Below are 24,207 nucleotides of genomic sequence, written 5' to 3'. Positions count from 1 at the left end.
GCTCAACGCTCGTCACCAGCCAGCTTCCCGTGGCCCGCTGGCATCAGACCATAAACGATCCGACCTACGCCGACGCCATCCTGGACCGCCTCGTGCACAACGCACACCGGCTCGAACTCGAGGGTGAGTCCATGCGCCGGCCTGCGACCCAAACCGCAGCTTGACCACCGCCAACCCCTAATGCCATCAGGCGAAACGATCTGGCTTCTGCCCGGCCGGGATCAAATCGGAATGATGGCCGGGATCAGATTGGAACAGGCGGCCGGGATCATCGGAATCCGCAGCCCCGGTAAGCTTCTATTCCATTCATGTCCCATTCGCTCATAGATTGACTCCCAAGCTTCGTGACTGTGATCCGTAACCCGGATGGGGGCCAGCAGATTGCACCCAGTGCGCAGAAAGTCAGGCAGGGTGTCCTTGTAATGCGTCGGACAGATAGACTGCCAGAGAGGTAGCTGCGGACCGGGCTCGACACCGGCTACCAAGCGGCCTTCAGTCTACTTGGTCCGATCGCTTTCGCGATCCTCAAGCATGGGACACGTCCAACGGTGCAGCCGCAGCTGGGCGAAAGATTCCATGACCATTACCGGGAACAACCGGGCTTGCATGATGTTAATTCCGGGCTGTCTAGCGACAGCATCGCGATGGTGCCTATCACCCCCCGGCCCATCGCACAGAGGTCGTCCCTTTTGCGGGGGGCGGCCTCTTTTCGGTTCAGTCTGATTTCCGCAGGAACATTTAGACAGTTGGCGCGATTTTAGCGCGTCGCTCTGCATGCGATAACCCGAACCTATGCCTCGCAGTCCCCTAATACGGACAGCGAGGCTTTTTTATGGCGGCGACGCGCCATCCTGTGGTGGACCAACCCTCCGTCTCGTGACCGCCCCTTGCACGACGGGGTGCCTTCCTAATTTTCCCGCAAAATTCAGTGATACCAAAGTTCTGCCGCGCTGTCCCATCGCGCACTCAGGCTGTTTGCCCTTTGCACCCCGAACTTATTCTCGTAGGCCGTATGCACCCGAAGCATTAAGTCGATACCTCCGACCAAGGCCAAAGTCTCGCCGATCGAGAGCAGCGCGCGTCGAGAAACTGAATCCGCTTCATCTCGTGGAAATAAGCTCGCAGGGAGGATTCTTCCGGTAGCGATTTCTTCAGAAAGGTTCTTATCGGCGGATCGCAGCTCAAGATATTCGGATAGCAGCTGGTCTATCTTGTCAACTAGGAGATCTAATTGAATCTCGTTCATTATAGCCCCCGGTTTGCAAAGGACTTCATTTGGCGGTCAGAGCGAGGATGTGTAAACGGCACGGTCCTGCCGCTAGGTAAGGCATTGGCGTTGACCTGACATTGTCGCAGCCGCGACCGAGGCAATGCTAACACGGATCAAGGTCGGAACAACGCTCGTTGCAGGATGTTAACCGTGGGTCGTTCTCCAGCGACGTTACGGTGATCATCCCTCCCTCGCTTCGCCGTACAGAGGCCGTCTCTCCAGCGAGGGTCGGCCTCTTTTCGCTTTCAGCTTAACCCCATCAGCCGCGCGGTGTCCGCTGGAAGCCGCAGAGACCCAATCTCGCATCCCTTGACCGGCTCACACTTCGTCGGGTCAATGATCTGGATAGGGAGCATTTCCTCATCACCTTGGGTTCGCGCCTTACCGTGCCGATCGAGTGGGGCACTGGAGAGCGTGCGCGCTCGGGGCACTTGAGCTAAGGCGCGCGCCGGTTCAGCGTGTCGATCCTGCCCTGTACCCGTCGATCCTGGAGCAGTTCCTCCGTGGCGGCGGCCATACGCCGGCACCAATTGGGATGAGTGCCGACGGTGCCGGGTATGTTGGGCTGTTCTTCGAGGCCGAGCAGGTCTTCCAAGGCCACGATCGCCAGGTCGGATCGTGCGCCGGCCACGTGAGACACGGCAGCATCGACGATGGCCTCCGGTTCGGTGGAGGACGTCTCGGTGGAGGGGGGCGTGCCGCCGATAGCCTGCCACAGCGCCTGCCGCTCCTCGCTGCGCTTATCCTGCTCGATCTGCGGGTCGCCGCCGCGCCCCAATCGGCTATTCCAGGCGAGATCCCTGCCACTCCACCAGCCCGCCACGGTAGGGGTGTCGTGCGTGCTCGTCATGGCAACGCTCGCCGCTTCGAACGTCGCAGGGGCGCGGTACGAGCCCTTTGCCGATCGTTCAAACCAGAGCACACGCATGCCCAGCAAGTCGCGGCCCGCCAGCACTTCGTCAAAACCGGGAGGGCGTGTGCCGAGGTCTTCCGCGATTATCACCGCCTTGGCGAGGTGAGACTCCAACGCGATGAGCCGCACCATGTCGCGGAACGGAAACGAAAGATAAGCGCCTTGCGCCGCATCCGCGCCTGCCGGGATAATCCAGAGACGCGAGAGGCCAAACGCGTGATCGATGCGTAGCCCTCCCGCATGGCGCAGCGCTGAACGAATGGTAGCGAGCCAGGGTTCGAAGCCGGAGCGGGCCAGACCCCTGGGTGAAAACGCGGTGAGCCCCCAATTCTGCCCTTCCGGCCCCAGCGGATCGGGAGGAGCGCCGATGGTGAGACCGGAAAAGACGTCTTGCTGCATCGCCCAGGCATCGCTGCCGCCGGGATCGATGCCTACCGCGAGATCGGCGATGAGCCCGATCGCCATCCCGGCCCCCCGCGCCCTGTCTTGAGAATGGGCGAGCGACAAGCCGGCCAACCATTGTGCGAACAGGTGAAAGGCGATCTCCTGCGCATGATCTTCCCGGAAACGCGCCACTGCCGGACTGCTGGTGTCGCGGTATTCGGCCGGCCAATCCCGCCAGTCCGGCGCCCCGCCGCCCGCATGCCGAGGGCCGAAATGCAAGGAGAGGGCCTCAAACAGGGCATGCCGCTGCAACGCCTCTCCTTGCGTGCCCACCCAGGCATCGATGCGGGCGCGCGTGGAAGGTTCGAGCGCCGCAAAAAGGCAGCGCAGTGCCTTGCTTCGATTGGAAAGGGCTGACTCCCAGTCGATGATCGCGCCTCCTCCCTCCTCCTCGAAACCGGGAAGACCCGCCAATCGCGGCGCGGCCAATGCGGTGTTGAAGAAGAGCCGGCTCGACGGGCTATAGGGACTGAACCCCGCACCGGCGTGGGCGGAGATGGCATGAACGGGGCTGATCGCCACCGCGTCCGCGCCGCGCTGCGCGAACAGGGCGACCGCCTCTGACAGCGCCTCCAGATCGCCGAACGGAGCCGGCCGCCCAGTCCGCAACGAGGGTATCTGTATCGCCGGTCCCCAGCATCTTTTGCGGCCTTCGGGCCCGCCGGGGTAAAAACAGGTCGGGGGGGCCACGGCGAGCCGAACCTGCCGTCCCAGAATCCGCACCCGGTAGTATCCAGCCTTCTCGACAGGGGGAAGCCGGCCATCGACCGGCACGACCTGCCGTGCCGGCCCGCCGGTTTCGGGAACGATCTCGGCATGGACGGCCCGCTTCAGGTCGTGCGCCAAGCCTATCGGCTTTCCCACGTCGGCAGTCAGCAGTCGCGGAACAGACTGAAGTTCGGCTTCCACAGCCGCCCTGCTTTCCCGGATGTCTACCGGATTCGACGCCGGATAGCCCAGCCTTTCAAGGATCGCGCGCAGCGCCTCGTCGGAGACGACATTCGCCTTGCCGTCGGCGCCTTGCCAATGCCGCTGCAGCCCGGCCGCTGCGGCAAGGTCCTGAAGCGGCTCATTGCTCGTAGGGTTGAAGCGGATCGCGTCCATGGCTTTCAGCGTGGGTACTTCTGGACTTGCGGGGAGCCTTCTTGGCCTGCTCCGGGATCGCCACGGCCTCGGCCGGGACAATCCCAGACCTCGATCAAAGACCGCAGGATCGCGACGGGTACAGCGCACACCCCGAAGATCGCGTAAAGAATATAAGGCCGAATGCGGGGCTCTCCGCCGCGATGTTCGGTGCCGAGGCGCCTGTAGCCCTGGTATCGGTGCTCTTTCATCATCTTGTTCCAGTCGAGTGCGGCAGATCGAGCCCCGCCAGGATTCCGCCTTTGCAACGCAGGAGCGGCACCGCGGGTTTCCGTGCCGCCTCTCCGTGCCGCCTCTCCCCACGCCCACAAGCCGTGCCCGGCGCGCAGACATATCATGTAAGCCCCTATCGGGGTGCGGTGAAAGCCGGCCCTGTTCGCCTAACTTCAGGCTAGGCCGAGCGACCCGCGTTGGGCAGGACCGACGTTTTCGAGCCCGGCTTGGAATTGCGAATCCCCATCCAACACCCGCCATTCCGAAAGCCAAGACGATCGTTCCACGAAGCGAGAGACGGGCCCGTGGCTGCCGGAACCCACACATTTAAGATGGTGAAGGGTCAAAATCGAACCTTGATGCCTGATGTACGCCGCCTAGGCGCACAGCATTGACCCGTATGCCACAGCGGCGTACAATGATCTTCTTAACGGAGGTAGTCATGCTGGCACACCACGACATCACGAGTTCAATAGACGAACGCAGCACCGAGCGCATGTCGTTTCGCACCAAGCCGCGCATCAAGGACGCCATCCAGAAGGCCGCTGCGCTTTCAGGGGTGGACGATTCCGTCTTCACTATGAACGCTGCGTATCGTGCCGCGATGGAGACGATCTCGACCCATGAACGCACGACGCTAAGCACAGTCGATCACGAAGCCTTTTTCGCCGCGCTCGACCGTCCCGCTGCGCCGACCGACAAATTGCGCGCAGCCTTCTCCCGTCACAACGAGACGATCGAGAGTAAGTGACCGACACCATGACGAATGCAAAGTTCATCATTGAGCCGCTCGAACCGTCCAAGCACGATCGAGCGGCCTTTTCATGTGGCGTCGAGCAGGTCGACAACTTCTTCAAGCGCACAGCGAACAAGCTCGCCCGCGCAGGCAACTTACGGGTTCACGTCCTCACCGAGCCCGATGGATCGATCGTCGGCTTTTACGCCCTCAATGCCCATTCAATCCACTACGCAGACCTTCCCGAGCAGTTCAAACGAGACCGCCCAGGTCACGGAACAATCCCCGCCGCCTTCATCTCCATGATCGGAGTCGACAGCCGCTACCAGGGACGAGGCTATGGCGGGGATCTCCTCGTCGACTGCCTACGCCGCATCGCGCGTGCAGCCGAGGCCATCGGTATCCGTGTCGTGCTTCTAGACGTGCTCGATTGCGGCTCAGCAAGCGCAGTTGAAGGCAGAATCCAGCTTTACGGCTCCTACGGATTTGCGTCCTTGCCCACACAAAAGCTCAGAATGTTTCTTCCACTCTCGGACGTGGAAGTCCTACTCTAAGGAGACTGATAAAGCAGCCCTGCACGACCGGATATGGCACACTCGGCAAAGGGCTCTGCAACGACATGAAAGCGGCATAGCGTGCCTTCAAATACGTCGGTGTCGGCCTCGAAGGCTGACCCTTGCGGTCGGTTCAGGCTTTTATCTGTGGCGCTTAGATGCGGAATGGCATCTGTGGACGCCCCTTCGGATGCAAGCAGTAAATTGGGGCATGTTGGCACGTAGTCGGATGCTGTCATCTGTCCGGCCTCGATGAGCAGCGCCATATGCTGCGGGCCAGTATGGGAGTTCGCGGACCGGATCCATTACAGCTTTGCGCGCTTGGCTAGCGCTCTGCCATTCCCTGGTTCTCCCAGCCCCGTCTCGCCGACTGTTGTGCCATACCCCCCTTCGACCGCCTACGTCCCCGACGCCTCTGGTTGCTGCCGCAGCTTACGCCGCGACCGCCGCCGGAGCCCTGTAATCTTCGTTCTTGATGAGCAACGCCCAGACCATGCGCGCCATCTTGTTGGCTAGCGCGACCGAGACCAGCATGCGCGGCTTGCGCGCGAGCATTCGCTCCATCCATGAGCCTGCCGCCGCACCATACCGGCTTGCCTGTCTCACCATCGAACTGCCGCCGATGATGAGCAATCGTCTGATCGTGCGTTCACCCATCTTCGATATGCTCCCGAGCCGCTGTTTGCCCCCGGTCGAGTGTTGCCGTGGGGCAAGGCCAAGCCAAGCGGCGAAGTCCCGGCCTTTGCGGAAGGTTTCGATCGGCGGCGCCAGCGCGATAATGGCTGTCGCGGCGATGGGACCAATCCCCGGGATGGTCATCAGACGGCGTGCGGCCTCATCCTCCTTGGCGCGTCGTGCGATCTCACGGTCGAGCACAGAAATCTGCTGATCGAGCTCGCCTAGCATATCGACCATCAGCTTGAAGATAGGCCTCGCCGCCTCCGGCAAAGTCGCCGCCATCTCCTCTTCCTCGAGAAGATCAGCCAGCATCGTCATGTGTGCAGTGCCGCGCGGTGCGACCCAACCATACTCCGCCAGGTGCCCGCGGATCGCGTTGATCAACTGGGTGCGCTGACGAACCGCCAGATCGCGCGTGCGGAACACGAGCCCTGCAGCCTGCTACTCTTCGCTCTTCACCGCCACAAAGCGCATGCCAGGTCGTTGAGCGGCTTCGCAGATCGCCTCAGCGTCGATCGCATCATTCTTGTTCCGCTTCACGAACGGTTTCACGTAGGCAGGCGGGATCAGCCGCACATCATGCCCCAGCGCTATAAGCTGGCGCGCCCAGTGATGGGCGCCACCGCACGCCTCGAGTGCCACCACGCAGGCCGGCTGACCTACGAAAAACTCGAGTAACTTGGCTCTTGTCAACTTGCGAGTGAACACCATCGCGCCGCGCTCATCGGCGCCATGCGCATGAAAAACGTTCTTGGCGATATCCAGACCGATTGTGGTAACCTGTGACACGGACGCCTCCTCAGTGGTGCTTCAACACCTCCACTTTGCCATAAAGGCCGTCGGGGGGCGTCCACCCCATCAGCTTTTGCTTCCCAGGCGCCGAACCACAGTTGTATCAAATCAGCATAGATCTAAATCAACAAAGCTTCTGCCAGCACTTGCGCAGCGGAAGCCGTGGGCGCCAGGGCTGGGGCTTTCACGCCATTGGCTTTCGCCGCCTCCGCCACCGTTGCCAGAACGGTTGAGGTCTTCGCCGTCCTCGCCGCAACTTGCAGCGCCGTCACCCGGTTGGTGTTGGGCAAGATCTGGATCGTCGCTGCGCCTTGTTCGTCAGTCCAGCTATCGCCCTTGAGTTTGGTGCGGCCCTCCGCGAGTTGCACGGTCTTGCCTGCCGCGATGGGGGACCGTAGCGGTGCCGACAGAGAGGAAGACCGTGATCGAGATGGGAACGTCCTGCAGACGCTCCTCCACTCGTCGAGCGGTGACGATGATGTCCGGGTTCAGGTTGGTAGATCAGCCGCAGCGCATTATGACCATCGGCCGCCGAAAGTGGGCACGTCAGTTCTGATCAGTGCAGGCTGGTATGAGGCTCTGCCGGACTAATTTTCCACCTCCTCAGGCTCCGGGCGATCCAGTTCGTCTGCCAAGGGGTCTTCCTCGATGCCCTGAAGCGCGGTGCCGGAAACATAGGCGGCCCGGCCAAGCAATTGTGCTCCGATGGGAAGGGTGATCAGCAGGAAGATCACCGCAAGGAAACCAGATGCGCGGCTTTCCACGTTCTGCGACGCCATGACGCCAGCCAGTAGCAGGCTGGTGCCGAGCGTCCCAGCCTTGGTGCCGCTGTGCATGCGCTGAAGGGGATCGCGAAGCCTTATCAATCCTATCGCCGCTACCAGCAGAAACCCCGCGCCAAGGATCATCAGTATCTCTGCTAAGATGGTCATGGCTTGCGGCCCCGTTGTTCGAGAAATGCAGCGAATGCTGCGGTGGCCACGAAGTTGATCAGCGAGATCCCCAGCGCCACATCTAGGAACAACGCTCTACCGGTGCTCAACGCAGCGATGGCCGTGAAGCCGACCGCAACCGCAGTCAACATATCGAGCGCAATGAAACGATCTGCCAGACTGGGCCCACGGACCATTCGCCATCCCGCCAGAATCAGCGCGATCGCGAGGACTAGCGCCAGTGATGCGGCCAGTGTCTGATGGTCCATCATGTTTCCAATTCCGCTATCCATCGTTCGTACAAGCGCTTGAATCGCATCGCCGACTGGTGCGGGTCGGAGGCGTCAAGGACGTGAAGATACAGGAATCGCCGATCCCTCGACACATGGAGGCAAGTCGACCCCGGAGTGAGGGACGTAAAATAAGCGAACATGGCCACCGCCCAAGGTTTGCGCACGGCAATCGGCACGGCCACGATCGCAGGCGTCGTGCGGATTGATGGCGAGAGCACGATCCGCGCGACGGACAGCGAGGATGCGACGACATCCCAAAGGAAAACCGCCGCAAGGATGGCCACGGCCCTGACGCGCCGCGCAATCATGGCTGATTTCCCGACAAGGCGCGTGCCGACAGTTCCGCCAGTTCCCATAAGGGCTGCGGCGTCAGGCCGATAGCTACCGTTGCGCCGCTGAGCAGGGACATCGCCGCCAGGCCGCTCGCCGGGATGGGGCGAGTCCGTCCGCGCGCATCCTTCCAGCATGCATCTGCCCAGAACAGCGCCATCGAGACGATCGTCATCAGACCCGCCAGTATACCCGCTGCCATCATCCAGGTGTGTCCAGCGGCAAGGCTTTCGCGAAGGACAATGAATTTTGCCCAAAAGCCGGAGAAAGGCGGAATCCCGGACAAGGACAAGACCGGCACAGCGAACAGAAAGGCGAACAGCGGATTGTTACGTAGCATGCCGCCGGTTCGCGTCAGGTCCCAGCTGCCGCTGGCACGGCGGATCAGGCCAGCCCCGAGAAACAGGTTGGTTTGAACGATGATTGAGTGGACCATGTAGAATACAGCTGCAGCGATGCCCCGGTTGTTTGCTAAGGCCAAGCCGACGGCCATGTAGCCCACCTGCGCGATGACGTGATACGACAAGATGCGACGCATATCGGTCTGGGCCAAGGCGCCCATCGCGCACACTATCATGGTCACACCTGCAACCCACGGCAAAATGCCAACGATATGCGCGGCGCCCCTGGCTCCGGCGGAAAGTCCAAGCATTCCCACGAGTACGAACAGCAATCCATAGAAAGCCATTTTGGTGAGAAGCCCGGCGAATGTCGCGACGACGCTTGTCGGGGCGGTATGGTACGAGGCCGGCAGCCAGAGATGGAAAGGCGCAAGACCTGATTTCAAACCAAGCCCTCCCAGCAGCAGGCCAGCCGCAATCGCGAGCGAGTAGCTAGGCTCTGCGCTTGAAAGGATGGTACGGATCGACGGCATGTCGAGCGTCCCGGCTGTTCCGTAGACCAGCCCGATTCCCAGCAGAATGAACGTCGCTGCCATCATGGCGAAGGCCGCATAGCGGATGGCTCCATCGATCTGTGCGATCCTGCGGTCGAGCGTCAGAAGACCCAGAGCAGCAAGGAGCGCCAACTCGAACCAGACATAGAGATTGAACAGGTCGTTGGTGAGAAAAGCACCGTTCACCGCGCCAATCATGGCCAGCATCAGTGCATCAAATCCTGCCTTGCGGCGGCGAGGTCCTATGTCTCCGATGGAGTAGATCATGACCGCTGTGGCAACCAGGGTCGTCACGGCGACCAGCAGCACACCCGGCAACGAAGCTGAGAACGCGATTCCGAAGCCGATCGGCCAATCACCGAAGACCTCGGTCGGCACAGGCCCTGTACCCGGCAGGACGCGGGACAAAAGTAGAAGCGTGGAAGTGACCAGGACTGCGATCGTCGCCAAGGCCACGCCGAGGCTTGCGCGAGGCCGTTCGCGCAGCAGCATCGCCAGAGCAGCACCCAGGAAGGGCACCAGCACCGGAGCTGCGATCAGTGGTGCCTCAGGCATCCGTCGGATCGTTCGTTCGCGGTGCGCCAAGTCGGCTGGCTGCCTCCAGCTTGCGGGCGTCCAGCGTCAATTTGGCCCGCCAGGTGCGCAGGATCAGCACGCCCGTCATCACCGTAAGCGCAAAACCGATGACGATCGCCGTCAGGATCATCGCCTGGATGGTCGGATCGGAAGCTGCTCCCAGCGTTTCAGCATCATCGGCGATGATGGGAGGTTGCCCGGACCCGGCGCCTCCCGCCAGGAACAGCAGCAGGTTGACGGCAGTGGCCAGCAACGAGAAGCCAAGGAGCATGCGGACCAGATTTCGCGACAGGATCATGAACAGCGCGCAGGCAGTGATCCCTGCGCCCGCCACGGCATAGAGCAGGATCATCGTGATGCCTCCCGTTGCAGTCCGAACAGGAACGTCAGCACCGCCCCCAGCACAACCAGATAAACGCCGAGGTCGAACAAAAGCGCGGTCCCGATGGCGGGAAGCCATTGAGCAGGCTCCCACCACAGCTGGGTAAGGTAAGGGCGCTGCACGAGAATTGCCGGAATCCCGCTTAGGAGAGCGAGGGCCAGTCCTATCCCCACCAGTGTAAGCGGCCTCACCCGCAAGGCATGCTCTGCGCGGCCGACGCCGTAAGCAAGGGACACGATCGCGAATGCCAGCGCTGCCATCAGTCCGCCCACGAACCCGCCGCCCGGATCATTGTGCCCGCGCCACAGAATTGCCAGCGAACATGCCAGTACCAGCCCGGCAAGCGGCCATCCGAACGCCCGAAAAGAATAATGACCGGTTTTGTGCCCATTCGCCGCACCTTCCTTGCTATCGCGGGACATCAACAGAGAGCGTGCCAAAACCGCGGCGACGGCGATCACGGTAGTTTCGCCTAGTGTGTCGAACGCGCGAAAATCGACCAGGATCACGTTGACCACATTCCGGCCATGCGCGGCGACATAGCTCAGGCGGCCGTATAGCTCGCTGACAGATGAAGGCTTCAGCGCCGATGCCATGTCGAGTACCGCCAGGGCGAGCAGAGCGGCCAGAGCCAAGGCCAGCGTCAGATCGACCCAGCGCATCGATGAAGTGCGCGTGGGCGGCGTCGTCAGCGGCACCGCGATCAGCAGCGCGGTCAGCAATACCACCAGGAGCGCTTCCACCGCAAACTGGGTGAGGGCAAGGTCCGGGGCATTGTTCAGAAGGAATGTGACCGCCACCGCGAACCCGGTAAGCCCCGTCGCCACCATCGAGGCGATGAGCGAACGTCCCAGTGCCGCCATGATCGCACCGCCCAGCGCAATGGCTGCAACCAGCGCGGAGGCCAAATCGACAGACCCCGTTATGGGTAGTTTGGGGAACGCGCCAGCAGCAATCACGGACCATGTCAGCAGGGCGATCATGCCTGCCATGACCGTGAGCAGATAACGCCGCAGGTCGCCATGCTGAATCCGGCGCGTCAAGCTAAGCGATCCACCGACCAGCGCCCGAAGAGACACTGCCCAGAGGCGCTCCACGGAAAAGACGTCGAGCCGATCGATACCGCGCAGCCGGTCGTGAATCTTCCGCCAGAAGCGAATGATGAAGGCTCCGGTCAATACGACGACCGCGCTGAGCAACAGCATCGGTGTAACCCCATGCCAGACGGCGATATCCACATCCACGGGGCGACCGTAGACCGCTGCGACTGCCGGACGCAAAGCCGCGCGGGTGATCCAGTCCGGCTCGAGGCTGATGACAAGGCCGGCCATCGCCAGCAGCAGCGGCGGGATGGCGATCGCCAGGCTTTCGCGATGGCGGATCTGCGTGACTTTTCCCTGCCCCATGAAGAACGGCCGCAAGGTGATGACGCCCGCCACGCCGACCATGACAGCGTTCACCAGCACGGCGATCGCCAGAGGCAACAGCGCCCAACTGCTTTCGAGTTGCGCCTCGAACAGAAATTCCTTCGACACGAAGCCGATGAACGGTGGAATTCCAGCCATGGACAAGCTCGCGCCCGCGGTCGCAGCGGCGGTCAGCGGGAGTAGCCGGGCCAAGCCGCCCATTGATCGCAGGCTGTGCAATCCGGTCGCATGAATTACCGATCCTGCGCAAAAGAACAGGGCTGCCTTATACATCGCATGCGCCAGCAGAAAGCCCACCATGGCCACCGTCGCTGCCGGTCCGTCAAGACCCACCAGCAGCACCAGAATGCCAAGCGACGCGATAGTCGAATGGGCCAGTGCGGACTTGAAGTTCTCCGCACGCAAAGCTTGGACGGCTGCAATGAGCATGGTCACGCATGCAACGGTTATCACGGTCGTTCGCCCCCAACTCGTCGCGGCGAAAGCCGGCTCGAACCGGGCCAGCAGATAGACCCCAAGTTTCACCATCGTAGCCGAGTGCAGATAAGCGGAAGCAGGCGTCGGCGCTTGCATGGCGTTCGGCAGCCAGAAGTGAAATGGAAACTGCGCAGACTTGGTGAATGCGGCAATCAGGATGCAGGCGACGACGGCATCGCCATGAGCGGAAGCCGCGATAGTATCCGCCTGCTCGATCGCGGCACTCATGGAATATGTACCGATCTGATGGCCGATCATCATTATTGCAGCCAGCAGCATGAGGCCGCCGAAAGCGGTCACCTGCAATGCCATAAGCGCCGCACGTCGCGAACGGGCGCTACGTCCGTCGAAGCCGACCAGAAGGAAGGACAAAATGCTGGTCGCTTCCCAGAACATGAGCATGACCAGCATGTTCTCCGCCAGCACGGTACCCAGCATCGCCGTCATGAACAGCAGGATGAGGACTTGAAAACGGCTACGGTCGCTGCGCGGTTTGGTGGCAAAATACCCGTCCGCGTAAATCGTCACGAGCGCGCCGATGGATGTGATGAGCAGGCAGAACAGGAACGAAAAGCCGTCCAGCCGCAAGGTGAAATCCAAGCCGAGCGAGGGCGCCCACGGCCCGCCCGCAGAGCGCACCCAGCCTTTTTCAATCCCAGGTGCCATCGAAACGAGGGCACCGCATAGCCCGATAGGCAACAGGGCAACGATAAAGCCGGCGCCTCTACCGGCGCGGCGTGCCAGCGGCGGTAGGCAGCACGCGCCCAAAAAGGATGTCAAAAGCAAAACCAGCATCGATCAGATAATGCCCGACATAGCGACGGGCTGCGCCCCTTTTTAACCGAAGTTCCTGAATGACGGACGGGTACAATTACATCGCCTAAATGTAAGAGGCGTCACCGGGAGGTATCAGAGCTTTTCGCGAACCTGAAGGAGCAGGTAGTCTGGGATGCATTTCCTGAAGGTCGATACTCTTGTTACCCGTCACATTTGGTCACGACCAGCCGGTCGCGGCCTACCAGGCTTCGCCGACAAAGCTGCTGTAGAGGAAGTCGGTTCGGTTCCTCGATAACTGCCTTTTCGTTCACCAATTCCCGAGTGAACCTGAACGACTTGCCGCGGAACAAAGCGATCGTTGCGAGGCTACCGTTCGAACGTCTGCTCCGTCCAAAAGCGGTAGTGCCGATTTTAACCGCGACATCGTCCAGCTTCCCAATGCCGTCGATTGCCATCTCGAAAGGCTGGATAGTGCCTGAAGCGCCGGCCGAAGGGATTTAGCATGCTCGCGCCCGGCCGGCGGTTTCCGGCGGCTCAGGCGGTCGGCACCGTACCGCCGTCAATCACATATTCGGCTCCGGTGATGCTGCCCGCCCGGTCCGACGCTACGAAGGCAATCAAGTTCGCCACTTCCTCGGGCTTGGCGGGGCGACCGATCGGGATGCCGCCGAGCGAGTCCATGACGATCTTCTTTCCGAGTTCAATGTCACCGCCATGGTCCGCCCCGAGCCGTGTCGCGAAATCTATCGAGGCTTCTGTCTCGATCCAGCCGGGTGACACCCGCACGACGCGTACCCCCTGCGGAGACACCTGCTTGGATAGGCCCTTGCTGTAGGTCGATAACGCCGCCTTCGCTGCGGCGTAGGCGATCGTCGCCTCGGGCAGGGGCATCACATTCTGAATCGAGGTCACATGAATAACGACACCCCCGCCGCCCGCGACCAAAGCTGGAACCAACTCGCGATCCAGACGGACGGCTGGCATAAGGTTGAGGTCAAGTTCGCTCGTCCAGATATCGTCGCTAAGCGCCGTGTAGCCCCCGGGAGGGGCGGAGGAGCCGCCAAGCATATGCACGATGATATCGACACCGCCCATGCGTTCGGTCACTGCGGCGGCAAGGCTGGCGCAGCCTTGCGCACTCGTCAGGTCGGCCGCGACGAACAGCGCTTCCGGCGTATCATCGGGCCGGGTGCGGGCGGTGGTCAGGACCTGCGCGCCAAGCTCCTGGAACAGCCTGACGGTGGCGGCGCCCGCACCGCGCGTTCCAGACGTTACAAGGGCCCGCTTGCCGCTCAGGTCCACGAAAGGCTGGATGCCTTTTTGACGAACTGTGCTCACAACGTGATCTCCAGCACGGCGATCGGCCCCATCACGCTCGACGAGGCAAGCCTTTCGCGCATTGCTGTCCTGGCTGATGTCGGCATCGGCTATTTCATGGAGTCGGACGTTCGGGAGGATATCGCGCAGGGCCGCCTCATCCGCGTTCTGAAGGACTGGACGCCGCCCCTCGACCGATTGTGTCTCTATTATCCCAGTCGACGAAATCCCTCGGCGGCCTTTAAGGCTTTGATCGGAATGGCCCGTGAATCGCTGACTGATTTGGCATAACGTCCGCTTTGATCCGCAACAGTCTATCAAAAGCCGGCTGCCGAGCGGCCTTGAGAAGGGCAATACGATGGAAGCGGCAAGTGGGCGCATCGAGCCCGACCGCCCCCCCAATCTAGTATGAGAAATCCATAAGGATTATGTCACAACATCCCGGCGTCCCGGGACGCGTTGCCGATGAGGGCCAGCATCTTGAGCCGCGCCTCTTCCGGATCGCCGCGCAGGATGGCATCGAAGACGGCGTCGTGGTCAGGCATGGGATCGCGCGATTCCTTGCGTTCGTCGCGGGCGAAACGGGTGGTCCAGGCGACGACGGCAGTGACCGAAGTTGCCAGGTTAATGAGCGCTTCATTGCGGGTGGCCATCAGGATAAGGCTGTGAAAGTTTTGGTCCGCAGCGCGGCCCTCGACGGTCTGTAGCCCGAAGCGGCGCATCTCCTCGAGCGCGTGCCCCATGCGCGAGATATCCTGACGGTCGCGGCGCAGCGCGGCGAACTGCGCCGCTGCCGGTTCCACCACCGTTCGTAACTCGAATATATCCCTCAGAAACTCCGGGGTTGGTCCTGCTTCGAACATCCAGGCCAGAACGTCGAGATCGAGGATGTTCCAGCGCAGCCGCTCGTTGATGCGCGTGCCACTCTTGGTACGGCTATAGACGAGGCCCTTGGCCGAAAGGACGCGCACCGCCTCGCGATATGCGGTTCGCGAAACTCCCTGTTCCGCACTGTAGCGCTCCTCTCCCGGCAGCGCTTCTCCCGGCTGGTAGTGACCGCCGACGATCGCGATCGCCAGGTCGTGGGCGATCCGGTCATGGACCGCGCGAGATGGCAGGGCCGCGCGCCGGGAGAGGGGATGGTCGTCTTCCTGTGTCATCCCTCCTCGTCCGCTGTCCGTGCCCTCGCGTCAAGCCCGCCTGCCGACGGGGCGTAGCGATTGGTATGAGGAAAAATTCAATAAAACGCCGCACGGCGCTCAATTTTGCGAATTCCGGCTTGTCATCGCCAGAGAATCCTTACATCTAGTATGAGAAATAAAAACGAGCCGGGAGACGATCGAGATGAAGAGTGCGTCAAACTGGAGTGGATTGCCCGCTATCGCGCTATTGTTTGCCCCGGCCGGCGCCGCCCACGCCGCACAGCAAAGGCAGGGCCCTACCGCAGGAGCACCCAGCTCAACATCGGACGCACTAGACCCGGCGGAGGGGTCGGCTGTCCAAGAGGAAAATCCCGCTACCGCAACGGCTGGAGACATCATCGTCACAGGCATGCGCGCCAGCCTTTCCTCGGCGCAGAACATCAAGCGCAATTCCCAGCAGCTGGTCGATTCCGTCGTTGCCGAGGATATCGGCAAGCTGCCTGACAACAATGTCGTCGAGGCGCTACAGCGTGTTCCAGGCGTCCAGGTTGCACCGCGTGCGCGCGGGGAATCGGCCACCGTACTCATCCGCGGGCTTCCGGATGTGGTTACGCTGGTCAACGGACGGAACATCTTCACGACCACCGGCCGCTCGCTTTCCCTGGCAGACGTCCCGGCGGACCTCGTCGCAGGCGTGGATGTCTACAAGTCGCGCTCGGCCCAGCAGCTGGAGGGCGGCATCGCCGGTCTCATCGACGTGCGGACGCGGCGCCCGTTTGACTTCAAGGGCTTCCAGCTCGCGCTCGCCGGGCGCGAGGTCTACAGCGAGCAGCCCGACAAGATCGACCCTTACGTCAGCGCATTGCTCACCAATCGCTGGCATACCGGCATCGGCGAGATCGGTGCGCTGGTCAGCGTGTCGTTCCACCAGACCCGCTACCGGGACGAGACGATCTTCGGCGGCGGCTACTTCGGCTATAATCTCGACAACAGCCGCGCGCCTTACACGCCCGGCGTGCCGCTGGACCCGCGCGGCACGAGCCCGACCGATCCGCGCGTGTTCCGCACCGACGTCATCGGTGCGTTCGATCGCATCGGCACGCGCAAGCGACCGGCCGTGAACGCCACCTTGCAATGGGCACCCGACGACCGGCTGACGATCCATGCGGACGGCCTTTTCTACGGCTTCCGGGACGAGGGCAACGCCAACCAGAACTTCACGTCGATGAACGGAACGCTGTTGTCGCCTTTGCAGTTCGTGGACGATACCAAGCTGGTGCAGTCGCTGAGCATCGCCAACGGACGCGTCGCCCAGTTCGGGCAGGCTTACAGCAACAAGGCCGACCGCTATCAGGCGGCGCTCGGCGCCGACTGGAAGAGCGGCGACTGGCAAGCGTCGAGCGAGTTCTCCTACACACGATCGAAGGCGACCGACATCGCCAACAACCTTGATGTGGATTTCATCGCATTGCGCACGGACGCGGTGTTCAACAATGGGTCGGGCACGCCGACGTTCGTGCTGCCCAATGACGATATCGCCGATCCATCGCGCTATTACCTCTCGCGGCTGTCGACCAACCGCACGGTGGGGGATGGCAAGGAACTGGCATGGCGCGCCGACGTCTCCTACCGTGCGCCGTTCCTGATCTTCTCGGGCATCGATGCCGGCGTACGCATCAGCAAGCGGGACGCCAGATCCGACAGCTTCGTGCAGACCATCAACTGTTCGGCCACTGGCGCGGTGCGCTGCTATTCCATCCAGGCGGACAGCATTCCCGGCCTGATGACGCGGACGCCGGGCGGCTTCATGGAGGGCACGCGTCCCTATGTCCGGCAATGGGCGACGCCTTCGACGAACTATCTGCTGAACAACATCGGCACGCTGCGCGGGACTTTCGGGTTGGCCGCCGGCGATCCCGCTTTCCAGGATACCCAGCACTTTGACATTACCGAGAAGAACTATGCCGGCTACCTTCAGGCCAACCTGGAGATCGGCCGCCTCGACGGGCAGATCGGCGCGCGCGTGATCGAGACGGACATCACCTCGAACGCCTTCCTGGTGCTGCGCGGCGCGACATCCCCGGTGACGATCCGCAACAAGAGCACCGACGTGCTGCCCAGCCTTTCGCTGCGCTACAAGCTGAAGGACAACCTGTTCCTGCGGTTCGCCGCGAGCAAGACGATCACCCGGCCCAGCTTCGCCCAGCTCAATCCTGCCGTCACCCTGACCCCGGCGATCCCCGGCCAGCAGCCGTTCGGGCGCGGCAGCAGCGGCAACGCGGATCTCAAGCCGATCCGCTCGGACAACTACGACCTGTCGCTGGAATGGTACATCGACCGCTCCAGCTCGATCACCGCCACGCTGTTCAGGCGAGACGTGTCCGGCTTCATCCAGTCGGTGACGAGCAATTTCGACATCGATTACCTCGGCGCCGACAACGGCGTCTATCAGATCACCCGTCCGGAAAACTCCGGATCCGGCAAGATCCAGGGCATCGAAGGCGGTGTCACGCTGTTCCCCAAGGGCTTGCCGAATTGGCTGGACGGGATCGGCGTGAGCGCCAACGGCACTTACATCGACGGCAAGAACAAGGCACTCTCGCCCCTGCCGGGCGTCACGGGCTACCTCGACATCCCGTTCCAGAACGTCTCGAAGTATTCCGCCACGGCGACACTGATCTACGAGAAAGGCGGGTTCTCGGGCCGGGCATCCTACGTCTGGCGCGACGATTACAATGCCGGGCTGCATTTCACCGGGGTCAATCCGAACTTCATCACCAACGGTCCGATCAGCAACCTTGACCTCTCGTTCTCCTATGAGATCAATCCCGACTTCACGGTGGTACTCGATGCGACCAACGTGCTGAAGAATCTTTACAAGACCTCTTTCGATGACCCGACGCTCTTTCCCCGCGACACGGTACTCTACACCCGCACCATCGCGCTCGGCTTCCGGGCCAAGATGTAACCTGTACCCGTGCCGCTTTCCTTCGAGAGGATGATCCGATGACGATTTCCAGGGCAATTGCGACGATGGCCGCATTCATGGCGCTGCCGATGCCGACCCTCGCGCAGCAGGTAGAGGACGCAAGGCCGGTTACGGTCACTGTCGATGCCGCGCGCAGCGACGGCAAGCTGCCGCCGGTCTGGCGCTTCTTCGGCGCCGACGAGCCGAACTACGCGACCATGAAGGACGGCCGCAAGCTGCTGGTCGAACTTGGGGAACTGAAGACCGGCCAGGTATACTTCCGCGCTCACAACCTGCTCAGCACCGGGGACGGCACGCCGGCCTTCAAGTGGGGCAGCACCAATGCCTATACCGAGGACAAGGACGGCAAGCCGGTCTACGACTGGAAGGTCGTGGACGGCATCATCGACACCTACCTTGCACGCGGCGTGCGGCCCTATCTCCAGATCGGCTTCATGCCCGAGGCCCTGTCGAGCGCGCCCAAGGGCACGCCTTATCAGCATCTCTGGCGGCCGGGCTTCGACTACAAGCTGATCGCCACCGGCTGGACCTACCCGCCCAAGGACTACGAGAAGTGGGCCGAACTGGTTCATCAGTGGACGCTGCACAACATCGAACGCTATGGCCGCGCGGAAGTGGAGCGCTGGTACTTCGAGGTCTGGAACGAGCCGAACTCCGACTTCTACTGGTCTGCCAGCCCGGAGGAATTCTACAAGGTTCACGACTACGCGGTCGCCGCCATCCGCAAGGCCTTGCCCACCGCGCGCGTCGGCGGGCCGGACGTGGCGGGGCCGGGCGGTTCGTTCATGGACGGCTTCCTCAAGCACGTATCTTCGGGGAAGAACTACGCGACCGGACAGACCGGTACGCCGACGGACTTCCTCTCGTTCCATGCCAAGGGCAAGCCGACTTTCGTGGATGGGCACGTCCGCATGGGCATCTCCACGCATCTTCGCGAGACGGACGGCGGGTTCACCAAAGTGCTGTCGATCCCCGCGCTGGCCGGCAAGCCGGTAGTGATCGGGGAGAGCGATCCCGAGGGCTGCGCCGCGTGTCCGGGACCGCAGAACGACTATCGCAACGGGACGATGTATTCCAGCTACACCGCCGCCAGCTTCGCACGGATCTGGGAATTGGCCGCCAAGCGCAAGGTCAACCTGGAAGGCGTGCTGTCGTGGTCGTTCGAGTTCGAGGACCAGCCGTGGTTCGCGGGCTATCGCCAGCTTTCGACCAACGGCGTCGATTTGCCGGTGCTCAACGTCTTCCGCATGTTCGCGCAACTGGGCGAGACGAAGCTGGCCACGACGAACGCCGCGCAGATTCCGCTGGGCACGGTTATGGCCAACGGTGTGCAGGGCGATGCCGACGTGGGTTCGATCGCCACGCGCACCGCGGACGGCAAGGTGGCGCTGCTGCTGTGGCACTATCACGACGATGACGTCGCCGGACCGGATGCGCAGGTCACGATCGACTTCAGGGGCCTCAGGGGCGTACCCGCCAATGCCAGCTTGTGGCGGGTGGACGGCACCCACGCAAACGCCTTCGCCGCGTGGCAGCAGATGGGCTCGCCCCAGTCGCCCAACCAGGACCAGTACGTCAAGCTGGAAGCGGCCTCGAAGATGCAGGCCGAACGGGTCGCGGTGACTCGCGGCGGCAAGGGTGCCACCGTGGCACTGCGCTTGCCACGGCAGGGCGTGGCCCTCCTCGTGCTCGACGACGCGAAGTAAGGATGGCCGGCGTGGCAGTTTCAGGCGGCGCATCGGAAGGAAGCGGGGCTGGCCGCATAGCGGGACGTTGGGCGATTGCAGTGATGATCGCCGCCGCCATCGCCATCAGCTATCTCGACCGCCAGACCCTCCCCTGGGCGATCAAGTACATCGAGGCCGACATTCCCATCGGCAATCAGACCAAGGCCTTCCTCGATTCCGCCTTCCTCGCCACTTACGGGTTGATGTATCTCGGCGGCGGCTGGCTGCTCGACCGGGTGGGGACGCGCGCGGGCTTCCTGACGATCATGGTGTTCTGGTCGCTCGCCTGCGCCAGCCACGGCTTCGCCGGCGGTATTGCCGCGCTGGTGGTCAGCCGCCTGCTGCTGGGCATGGGCGAGGGCGGGGGCTTCCCCGCTGCCACCCGAGCCGTCGCCGAGTGGTTTCCGCCCGAGCGCCGTGCCGCCGCGATGGGGCTCGTCAATGCGGGCACGGCGGTGGGCGCGGTGATCGCGCCGCCGCTGATCGCGGGCGTGCTCGCCTATGGCACCTGGTTCGGGCTTGCGAGCTGGCGCTGGGTGTTCTTCCTCACCGGCGGGCTGGGTCTCGCCTGGGCGCTCTGGTGGTTCCTGACTTACCGCACCCCGCCTGAAGGCGCGGCGGACGAAGCGGCGATCGGCCCCGCCCCGACGCTTGCGATGCTGGTCTCGCGCCGGGAAGTGCGCGGGGTGGTCGGCGCCAAGTTCCTGAGCGACGGCGCCTGGTACTTCTATCTGTTCTGGCTGCCCAAGTACCTGTTCGAGGCGCACGGCTTCGACCTCAAGCAGGCCGCAACGATCGGCTGGATTCCCTATGCCGCCTCGGGCGTCGGCAGCGTTTGCGGCGGCTGGCTTTCGAGCCGGCTGCTCTCCTCCGGCCGTTCGGTCAACGCCGCGCGCAAGATCGCGCTGGGCCTCAGTGCCGCCTGCATGCCGTGGGTCATGCTGGCGCCGACCACCGCCTCGGTCGCCGCGGTGATCGCCATCTTCAGCCTGGCGTTCTTCGGGCAGCAAAGCTGGTCGACCCTGGTGATGACTCTGCCCACCGACCTCGTGCCGCGCAGCGCCCTGGGGCGACTGGCAGGGCTGGTCGGCCTGGGCGGCGCTTTCGGCGGCATCGTCATGGGGCAGGCGGCGGGCTGGGCGCTTGACGCAGGCGCCGGCTACACCCCGGTGCTGACCGCGGCGGCCTTGCTCCACCTGATCGCCTTCGCGCTGATCTGCCTCACCATTCCCCGCATTTCACAACTCGATTTCACAGGAAAGGTCCTGCCATGAAGATTACCGAAGTCCGCACCCGCGTCGTCCAGTGGCAGGGCGAGACCGTGCCCCTGCCGCCGCATTTCTGCACGAATCCGATGGACCTTGTCTCGCCGATGCTCTCGCCCGAGACGATGGGCACCTTCACCTTCCACGGCTGGCTCATCGTCGAGATATTCACCGACGAGGGCCTTGTCGGCATCGGCAACGCCGCGCTGGCGCCGCTCGTCACCAAACAGCTGATAGACCAGTACCTTGCGCCGCTGCTGATCGGGCAGGACCCGTGGGACAGTGAATTCCTGTGGCAGCACATGTATCGCAAGACGATGGCCTTTGGGCGCAAGGGCGTGGCGCTGGTGGCCATCTCGGCGCTCGACATCGCGATCTGGGACTTGATGGGCAAGTCGGCGAAGCAGCCGGTGTTCCGCCTGCTGGGTGGCCGCACCAAGGCGAAGATCCCGGTCTACGCCAGCCGGCTCTATTCGATCCCGCTCGATGAACTCGCGGCGGAAGCCACCCGCTACAAGGCGCAAGGCTACAGGGCGATGAAGCTGCGCTTCGGCTGGGGCCCGATCGACGGCGCCGAGGGCATGGCCCGCAACGTCGCGCTGATCCGCACCGTGCGCGAGGCGGTGGGCGACGAGATCGACATCATGGCAGACGCCTACATGGGTTGGAGCCTCGACTATGCCAAGCGCATGATGCGGCTGATCGAGCCGTTCAATCTGCGCTGGCTGGAAGAGGCGATCATCCCCGACGACATCAACGGCTATCACGAACTGCGCCGCTTCGGGACCACGCCCATCGCGGCCGGCGAGCACGAATTCACCAGCTACGGCTTCCGCCAGATGATCGAGGCCAAGGCGCTGGATTACTTCCAGTTCGATACGAACCGCGTGGGCGGCATCACCGCCGCGCGCAAGATCCAGGCGCTGGCCGAGGCCTATTCCATACCCGTCGTACCGCACGCCGGGCAGATGCATAACTACCACGTCGTCATGGCCAGCCTGAATTCGCCCATTGCGGAATACTTCCCGATGGTGGACGTAGAGGTCGGCAATGAACTGTTCTGGTATATCTTCAAGGGAGAGCCGCAGGCGGTGGACGGGTACATCGACCTCGACGACACTCTTCCGGGGCTCGGCCTCGAAATCGACGAGGAAGCCCTCTCGCGCTTCAAGGTGATCGGATGACGACGATGAAAGTGGCGGTACTCGGCCTCGGGATTATGGGTTCGGGTATGGCGCGGCAATTGCTGAACGCAGACTTTGAAGTCGCCGTGTGGAACCGCAGCGCCGAAAAGGCCGCACCTTTGGCCAAGGCCGGTGCGCGCATCGGCTCAACGCCGGCCGATGCGGCGCAGGGCGCGTCCGTCGTGGTCGCCATGCTGGCGGACGACACCGTGTCACGCGCCGTCTGGACCGGTGAGGACGGGGCTTTCGCGGCGATGGACGAGGGCGCCATCGCCATTGATTCCAGCACGCTCACGGGTGGCTGGGTCGCCCAGCTCGCTGCGCTGGCCGAGGCGCGGGGCATCCGCTTCCTCGAAGCCCCGGTGACGGGCAGCCGCGACCAGGCCGCCCAGGGCGCGCTTCGCTTCCTTGTGGGCGGGGGCGGCGAAGTGCTTGCCGCTGCCCGGCCCGTGTTCGAGGCGATGGGCAGCACGGTGGTTCACCTTGGCCCGGTCGGCAGCGGCGCGACCGTAAAGCTCGCTAACAACTTCCTGTGCGGCGTGCAGGCCGCCAGCCTGTCTGAAGCGGTCGCTCTATTCGAGAAGCGGGGGCTCGATGTGGAGCAGGCCATGTCCATCCTTACCGATGGTGCACCGGCGAGCCCGCTTCTCAAGGCTGTGTCGCGCCGCATGCTCGACCGCGCCTATGACCCGCATTTCCTTGTGCCGCTGATGGGCAAGGACCTTGGTTACGCCGAGCAGGCGCTAGCAGAGGTCGGCATCGTCTCGGCCATCGCCGCGGCTGCGCGGCAACGGTTTGTGGAAGCGGACGCGGCAGGCCACGGAACGCAGGACATAGCCTCGATCGTGGAGCCCCTGCGCGCTGCGGATGGCGCTCCGGGTAGCTGATATTCGGGAGCCGACCATCGACGTCGATCTGCTAGGTAAAGAACGCCGCGCGTCTGTCGCGATCGAACTGGTAACCGTTTTGCTGCGTTTGGCCGACAGGACGATAGCGGACGTTGCGCACCTAAAGGTCGTGTTTTGATCTCTGGGCGTCCGAAAAAGGTCGGTCTTGCCGAGCGCAAAACGCCGCGCCGCGGGATTTTTCGGTCAATCAGCTTTGGAGAGCCAAAACTTGGATAACTATCGTTCGGGGGCGGCCGCATCAGCCCGGTGTGATGATGCCTTCTGTGACTTTGCTGTCATCAGTCATTCATGAGCCACAGCTTAGCAAGGCTAGGACCTGTTCATGGAGTTCGGCTGTCGCAGAGGCTAACACCGAGCCACCATTCTCGGCGCGCCCGCCATCCAGCGTCGTGACCACACCGCCTGCCTGTTCGATGATCGGGATCAGCGCGACGATGTCATAAGGCTGGAGCGAGGGCTCCAGAGCGAGGTCGATGCGTCCGGCCGCGAGCATGGCCATTGCATAGCATTCCCCGCCATAGCGCGTCATGCGCACGGCGCCGGACAGGCGCTCGAAGCCCTCCTTCAGCGGATCGTGATAATGTTCGGGGGATGTCGTGTGCAGGATGGCTTGCGAAAGCGATCCCACATCGCGCGTCGCGAGTTTCGAGCGAACGCCGTGTCTTTCAGTCCAGGCGCCGTCGCTGCCGGCCCAGAAGCGCTCGCCGGTGAAAGGTTGGCTCATCATGCCGAGTTCGGCGCGGCCCGCATGGGTAAGGCCGATCAGGGTGCCCCAGACGGGGAGGCCGCAGATGAAGGGGCGCGTGCCATCGACGGGATCGAGCACCCAGCGGTAAGGGCCTT

The 24,207-nt window shown here is 62.8% G+C and carries 21 protein-coding genes and 2 pseudogenes; 9 read left to right on the top strand and 14 right to left on the bottom strand.

The features are described from left to right. The coding region (locus ACI3K3_RS22280; protein ID WP_404917734.1) for an ATP-binding protein at window positions 1–164 on the top strand (164 nt) is incomplete at its 5' end. A gap of 761 nt (window positions 165–925) precedes the next feature. On the opposite strand, the gene ACI3K3_RS22275 is transcribed toward ACI3K3_RS22280, so the two are convergent. After that, window positions 926–1,246, bottom strand: a complete 321-nt coding sequence (locus ACI3K3_RS22275; RefSeq protein ID WP_404917730.1) for a hypothetical protein — start codon at window positions 1,244–1,246, stop codon at window positions 926–928. A 460-nt stretch (window positions 1,247–1,706) separates the two neighbouring features. After that, window positions 1,707–3,731 (bottom strand): 4-alpha-glucanotransferase, encoded by a 2,025-nt coding sequence (gene malQ, locus ACI3K3_RS22270; protein WP_404917728.1) that lies wholly within the window; start codon window positions 3,729–3,731, stop codon window positions 1,707–1,709. A 694-nt stretch (window positions 3,732–4,425) separates the two neighbouring features. On the opposite strand from malQ, the gene ACI3K3_RS22265 reads away from it, so the two are divergent. After that, entirely contained in the window at window positions 4,426–4,734 is a 309-nt protein-coding gene (locus ACI3K3_RS22265; protein WP_404917726.1) for a DUF1778 domain-containing protein, read from the top strand. Beyond that, complete coding sequence (locus ACI3K3_RS22260; RefSeq protein ID WP_404917724.1) at window positions 4,731–5,273, top strand: GNAT family N-acetyltransferase; 543 nt, start codon at window positions 4,731–4,733, stop codon at window positions 5,271–5,273. Before ACI3K3_RS22265 ends, ACI3K3_RS22260 begins: the two co-directional genes overlap by 4 nt. On the opposite strand, the gene ACI3K3_RS22255 is transcribed toward ACI3K3_RS22260, so the two are convergent. The 10 genes and pseudogenes from ACI3K3_RS22255 to ACI3K3_RS22210 form a co-directional block, all read right to left on the bottom strand. Continuing rightward, entirely contained in the window at window positions 5,270–5,539 is a 270-nt protein-coding gene (locus ACI3K3_RS22255; RefSeq protein WP_404917722.1) for a hypothetical protein, read from the bottom strand. The two genes, ACI3K3_RS22260 and ACI3K3_RS22255, sit on opposite strands and share 4 nt — an antisense overlap. Before the next feature lie 166 nt (window positions 5,540–5,705). Further along, window positions 5,706–6,740, bottom strand: a pseudogene (locus ACI3K3_RS22250) (IS110 family transposase). A 122-nt stretch (window positions 6,741–6,862) separates the two neighbouring features. Further along, window positions 6,863–7,111 carry an AAA family ATPase gene (locus ACI3K3_RS22245; RefSeq protein WP_404917720.1) on the bottom strand — a complete coding sequence of 83 codons (249 nt, stop codon included), beginning with the start codon at window positions 7,109–7,111 and terminating at the stop codon, window positions 6,863–6,865. A 219-nt stretch (window positions 7,112–7,330) separates the two neighbouring features. After that, complete coding sequence (gene mnhG / locus ACI3K3_RS22240; protein WP_404917718.1) at window positions 7,331–7,675, bottom strand: monovalent cation/H(+) antiporter subunit G; 345 nt, start codon at window positions 7,673–7,675, stop codon at window positions 7,331–7,333. Next, complete coding sequence (locus tag ACI3K3_RS22235; RefSeq protein WP_404917716.1) at window positions 7,672–7,947, bottom strand: monovalent cation/H+ antiporter complex subunit F; 276 nt, start codon at window positions 7,945–7,947, stop codon at window positions 7,672–7,674. The genes mnhG and ACI3K3_RS22235 overlap by 4 nt, the downstream gene beginning before the upstream one ends. Then, window positions 7,944–8,276, bottom strand: a complete 333-nt coding sequence (locus ACI3K3_RS22230) for a Na+/H+ antiporter subunit E (protein WP_404917714.1) — start codon at window positions 8,274–8,276, stop codon at window positions 7,944–7,946. Before ACI3K3_RS22230 ends, ACI3K3_RS22235 begins: the two co-directional genes overlap by 4 nt. Then, window positions 8,273–9,748 carry a proton-conducting transporter membrane subunit gene (locus ACI3K3_RS22225; RefSeq protein WP_404917712.1) on the bottom strand — a complete coding sequence of 492 codons (1,476 nt, stop codon included), beginning with the start codon at window positions 9,746–9,748 and terminating at the stop codon, window positions 8,273–8,275. Before ACI3K3_RS22225 ends, ACI3K3_RS22230 begins: the two co-directional genes overlap by 4 nt. Then, window positions 9,741–10,121, bottom strand: a complete 381-nt coding sequence (locus ACI3K3_RS22220; protein ID WP_404917710.1) for a sodium:proton antiporter — start codon at window positions 10,119–10,121, stop codon at window positions 9,741–9,743. The genes ACI3K3_RS22225 and ACI3K3_RS22220 overlap by 8 nt, the downstream gene beginning before the upstream one ends. Continuing rightward, entirely contained in the window at window positions 10,118–12,850 is a 2,733-nt protein-coding gene (mbhE, locus tag ACI3K3_RS22215; RefSeq protein ID WP_404917708.1) for a hydrogen gas-evolving membrane-bound hydrogenase subunit E, read from the bottom strand. Before mbhE ends, ACI3K3_RS22220 begins: the two co-directional genes overlap by 4 nt. 516 nt (window positions 12,851–13,366) lie before the next feature. Next, window positions 13,367–14,134, bottom strand: a complete 768-nt coding sequence (locus ACI3K3_RS22210; RefSeq protein WP_404917732.1) for an SDR family oxidoreductase — start codon at window positions 14,132–14,134, stop codon at window positions 13,367–13,369. Window positions 14,135–14,194: 60 nt separating this feature from the next. Here ACI3K3_RS22210 and ACI3K3_RS22205 point away from each other — a divergent pair. Then, a pseudogene (locus tag ACI3K3_RS22205) lies at window positions 14,195–14,440 on the top strand (LysR substrate-binding domain-containing protein); the annotation flags it as partial. A gap of 140 nt (window positions 14,441–14,580) precedes the next feature. Here the strand turns inward: ACI3K3_RS22205 and ACI3K3_RS22200 are convergent. Further along, the gene (locus ACI3K3_RS22200) at window positions 14,581–15,309 is read right to left on the bottom strand and encodes a FadR/GntR family transcriptional regulator (protein WP_404917706.1); all 729 of its coding nucleotides are present in this window, start codon (window positions 15,307–15,309) and stop codon (window positions 14,581–14,583) included. Between the two features lie 184 nt (window positions 15,310–15,493). Here ACI3K3_RS22200 and ACI3K3_RS22195 point away from each other — a divergent pair, with 184 nt between their 5' ends. Genes ACI3K3_RS22195 through ACI3K3_RS22175 form a run of 5 tightly spaced genes read left to right on the top strand, consistent with a single transcriptional unit; the run spans window position 15,494 to window position 23,343 of the window. Then, the gene (locus tag ACI3K3_RS22195; RefSeq protein WP_404917704.1) at window positions 15,494–18,259 is read left to right on the top strand and encodes a TonB-dependent receptor; all 2,766 of its coding nucleotides are present in this window, start codon (window positions 15,494–15,496) and stop codon (window positions 18,257–18,259) included. A gap of 38 nt (window positions 18,260–18,297) precedes the next feature. Then, the gene (locus ACI3K3_RS22190) at window positions 18,298–19,986 is read left to right on the top strand and encodes a GH39 family glycosyl hydrolase (protein ID WP_404917702.1); all 1,689 of its coding nucleotides are present in this window, start codon (window positions 18,298–18,300) and stop codon (window positions 19,984–19,986) included. Window positions 19,987–19,997: 11 nt separating this feature from the next. Beyond that, complete coding sequence (locus ACI3K3_RS22185; RefSeq protein ID WP_404917700.1) at window positions 19,998–21,281, top strand: MFS transporter; 1,284 nt, start codon at window positions 19,998–20,000, stop codon at window positions 21,279–21,281. Beyond that, entirely contained in the window at window positions 21,278–22,456 is a 1,179-nt protein-coding gene (locus ACI3K3_RS22180; RefSeq protein ID WP_404917698.1) for an L-rhamnonate dehydratase, read from the top strand. Before ACI3K3_RS22185 ends, ACI3K3_RS22180 begins: the two co-directional genes overlap by 4 nt. After that, window positions 22,453–23,343, top strand: coding sequence for an NAD(P)-dependent oxidoreductase (locus ACI3K3_RS22175; protein ID WP_404917696.1), 891 nt, complete (start codon window positions 22,453–22,455; stop codon window positions 23,341–23,343). The genes ACI3K3_RS22180 and ACI3K3_RS22175 overlap by 4 nt, the downstream gene beginning before the upstream one ends. Before the next feature lie 307 nt (window positions 23,344–23,650). Here the strand turns inward: ACI3K3_RS22175 and ACI3K3_RS22170 are convergent. Then, window positions 23,651–24,207 (bottom strand): inositol monophosphatase family protein (locus ACI3K3_RS22170; protein WP_404917694.1); only part of this gene is annotated, 557 nt, incomplete at its 5' end.

This window comes from Novosphingobium sp. ZW T3_23 (assembly GCF_044987305.1).
GTDB lineage: Bacteria > Pseudomonadota > Alphaproteobacteria > Sphingomonadales > Sphingomonadaceae > Novosphingobium.
Note: the sequence above shows the minus strand (reverse complement) of the source record. Positions and strands in the feature narration are given on the sequence as shown.

Bases quoted from the DNA above. Each gene is read 5' to 3' on its own strand.
- ACI3K3_RS22275 (WP_404917730.1), bottom strand. From the start codon at position 1,246: ATGAACGAGATTCAATTAGATCTCCTAGTTGACAAGATAGACCAGCTG.
- malQ (WP_404917728.1), bottom strand. From the start codon at position 3,731: ATGGACGCGATCCGCTTCAACCCTACGAGCAATGAGCCGCTTCAGGAC.
- ACI3K3_RS22265 (WP_404917726.1), top strand. From the start codon at position 4,426: ATGCTGGCACACCACGACATCACGAGTTCAATAGACGAACGCAGCACC.
- ACI3K3_RS22255 (WP_404917722.1), bottom strand. From the start codon at position 5,539: ATGGCGCTGCTCATCGAGGCCGGACAGATGACAGCATCCGACTACGTG.
- mnhG (WP_404917718.1), bottom strand. From the start codon at position 7,675: ATGACCATCTTAGCAGAGATACTGATGATCCTTGGCGCGGGGTTTCTG.
- ACI3K3_RS22235 (WP_404917716.1), bottom strand. From the start codon at position 7,947: ATGATGGACCATCAGACACTGGCCGCATCACTGGCGCTAGTCCTCGCG.
- ACI3K3_RS22230 (WP_404917714.1), bottom strand. From the start codon at position 8,276: ATGATTGCGCGGCGCGTCAGGGCCGTGGCCATCCTTGCGGCGGTTTTC.
- ACI3K3_RS22225 (WP_404917712.1), bottom strand. From the start codon at position 9,748: ATGCCTGAGGCACCACTGATCGCAGCTCCGGTGCTGGTGCCCTTCCTG.
- ACI3K3_RS22220 (WP_404917710.1), bottom strand. From the start codon at position 10,121: ATGATCCTGCTCTATGCCGTGGCGGGCGCAGGGATCACTGCCTGCGCG.
- mbhE (WP_404917708.1), bottom strand. From the start codon at position 12,850: ATGCTGGTTTTGCTTTTGACATCCTTTTTGGGCGCGTGCTGCCTACCG.
- ACI3K3_RS22200 (WP_404917706.1), bottom strand. From the start codon at position 15,309: ATGACACAGGAAGACGACCATCCCCTCTCCCGGCGCGCGGCCCTGCCA.
- ACI3K3_RS22195 (WP_404917704.1), top strand. From the start codon at position 15,494: ATGAAGAGTGCGTCAAACTGGAGTGGATTGCCCGCTATCGCGCTATTG.
- ACI3K3_RS22190 (WP_404917702.1), top strand. From the start codon at position 18,298: ATGACGATTTCCAGGGCAATTGCGACGATGGCCGCATTCATGGCGCTG.
- ACI3K3_RS22180 (WP_404917698.1), top strand. From the start codon at position 21,278: ATGAAGATTACCGAAGTCCGCACCCGCGTCGTCCAGTGGCAGGGCGAG.
- ACI3K3_RS22175 (WP_404917696.1), top strand. From the start codon at position 22,453: ATGACGACGATGAAAGTGGCGGTACTCGGCCTCGGGATTATGGGTTCG.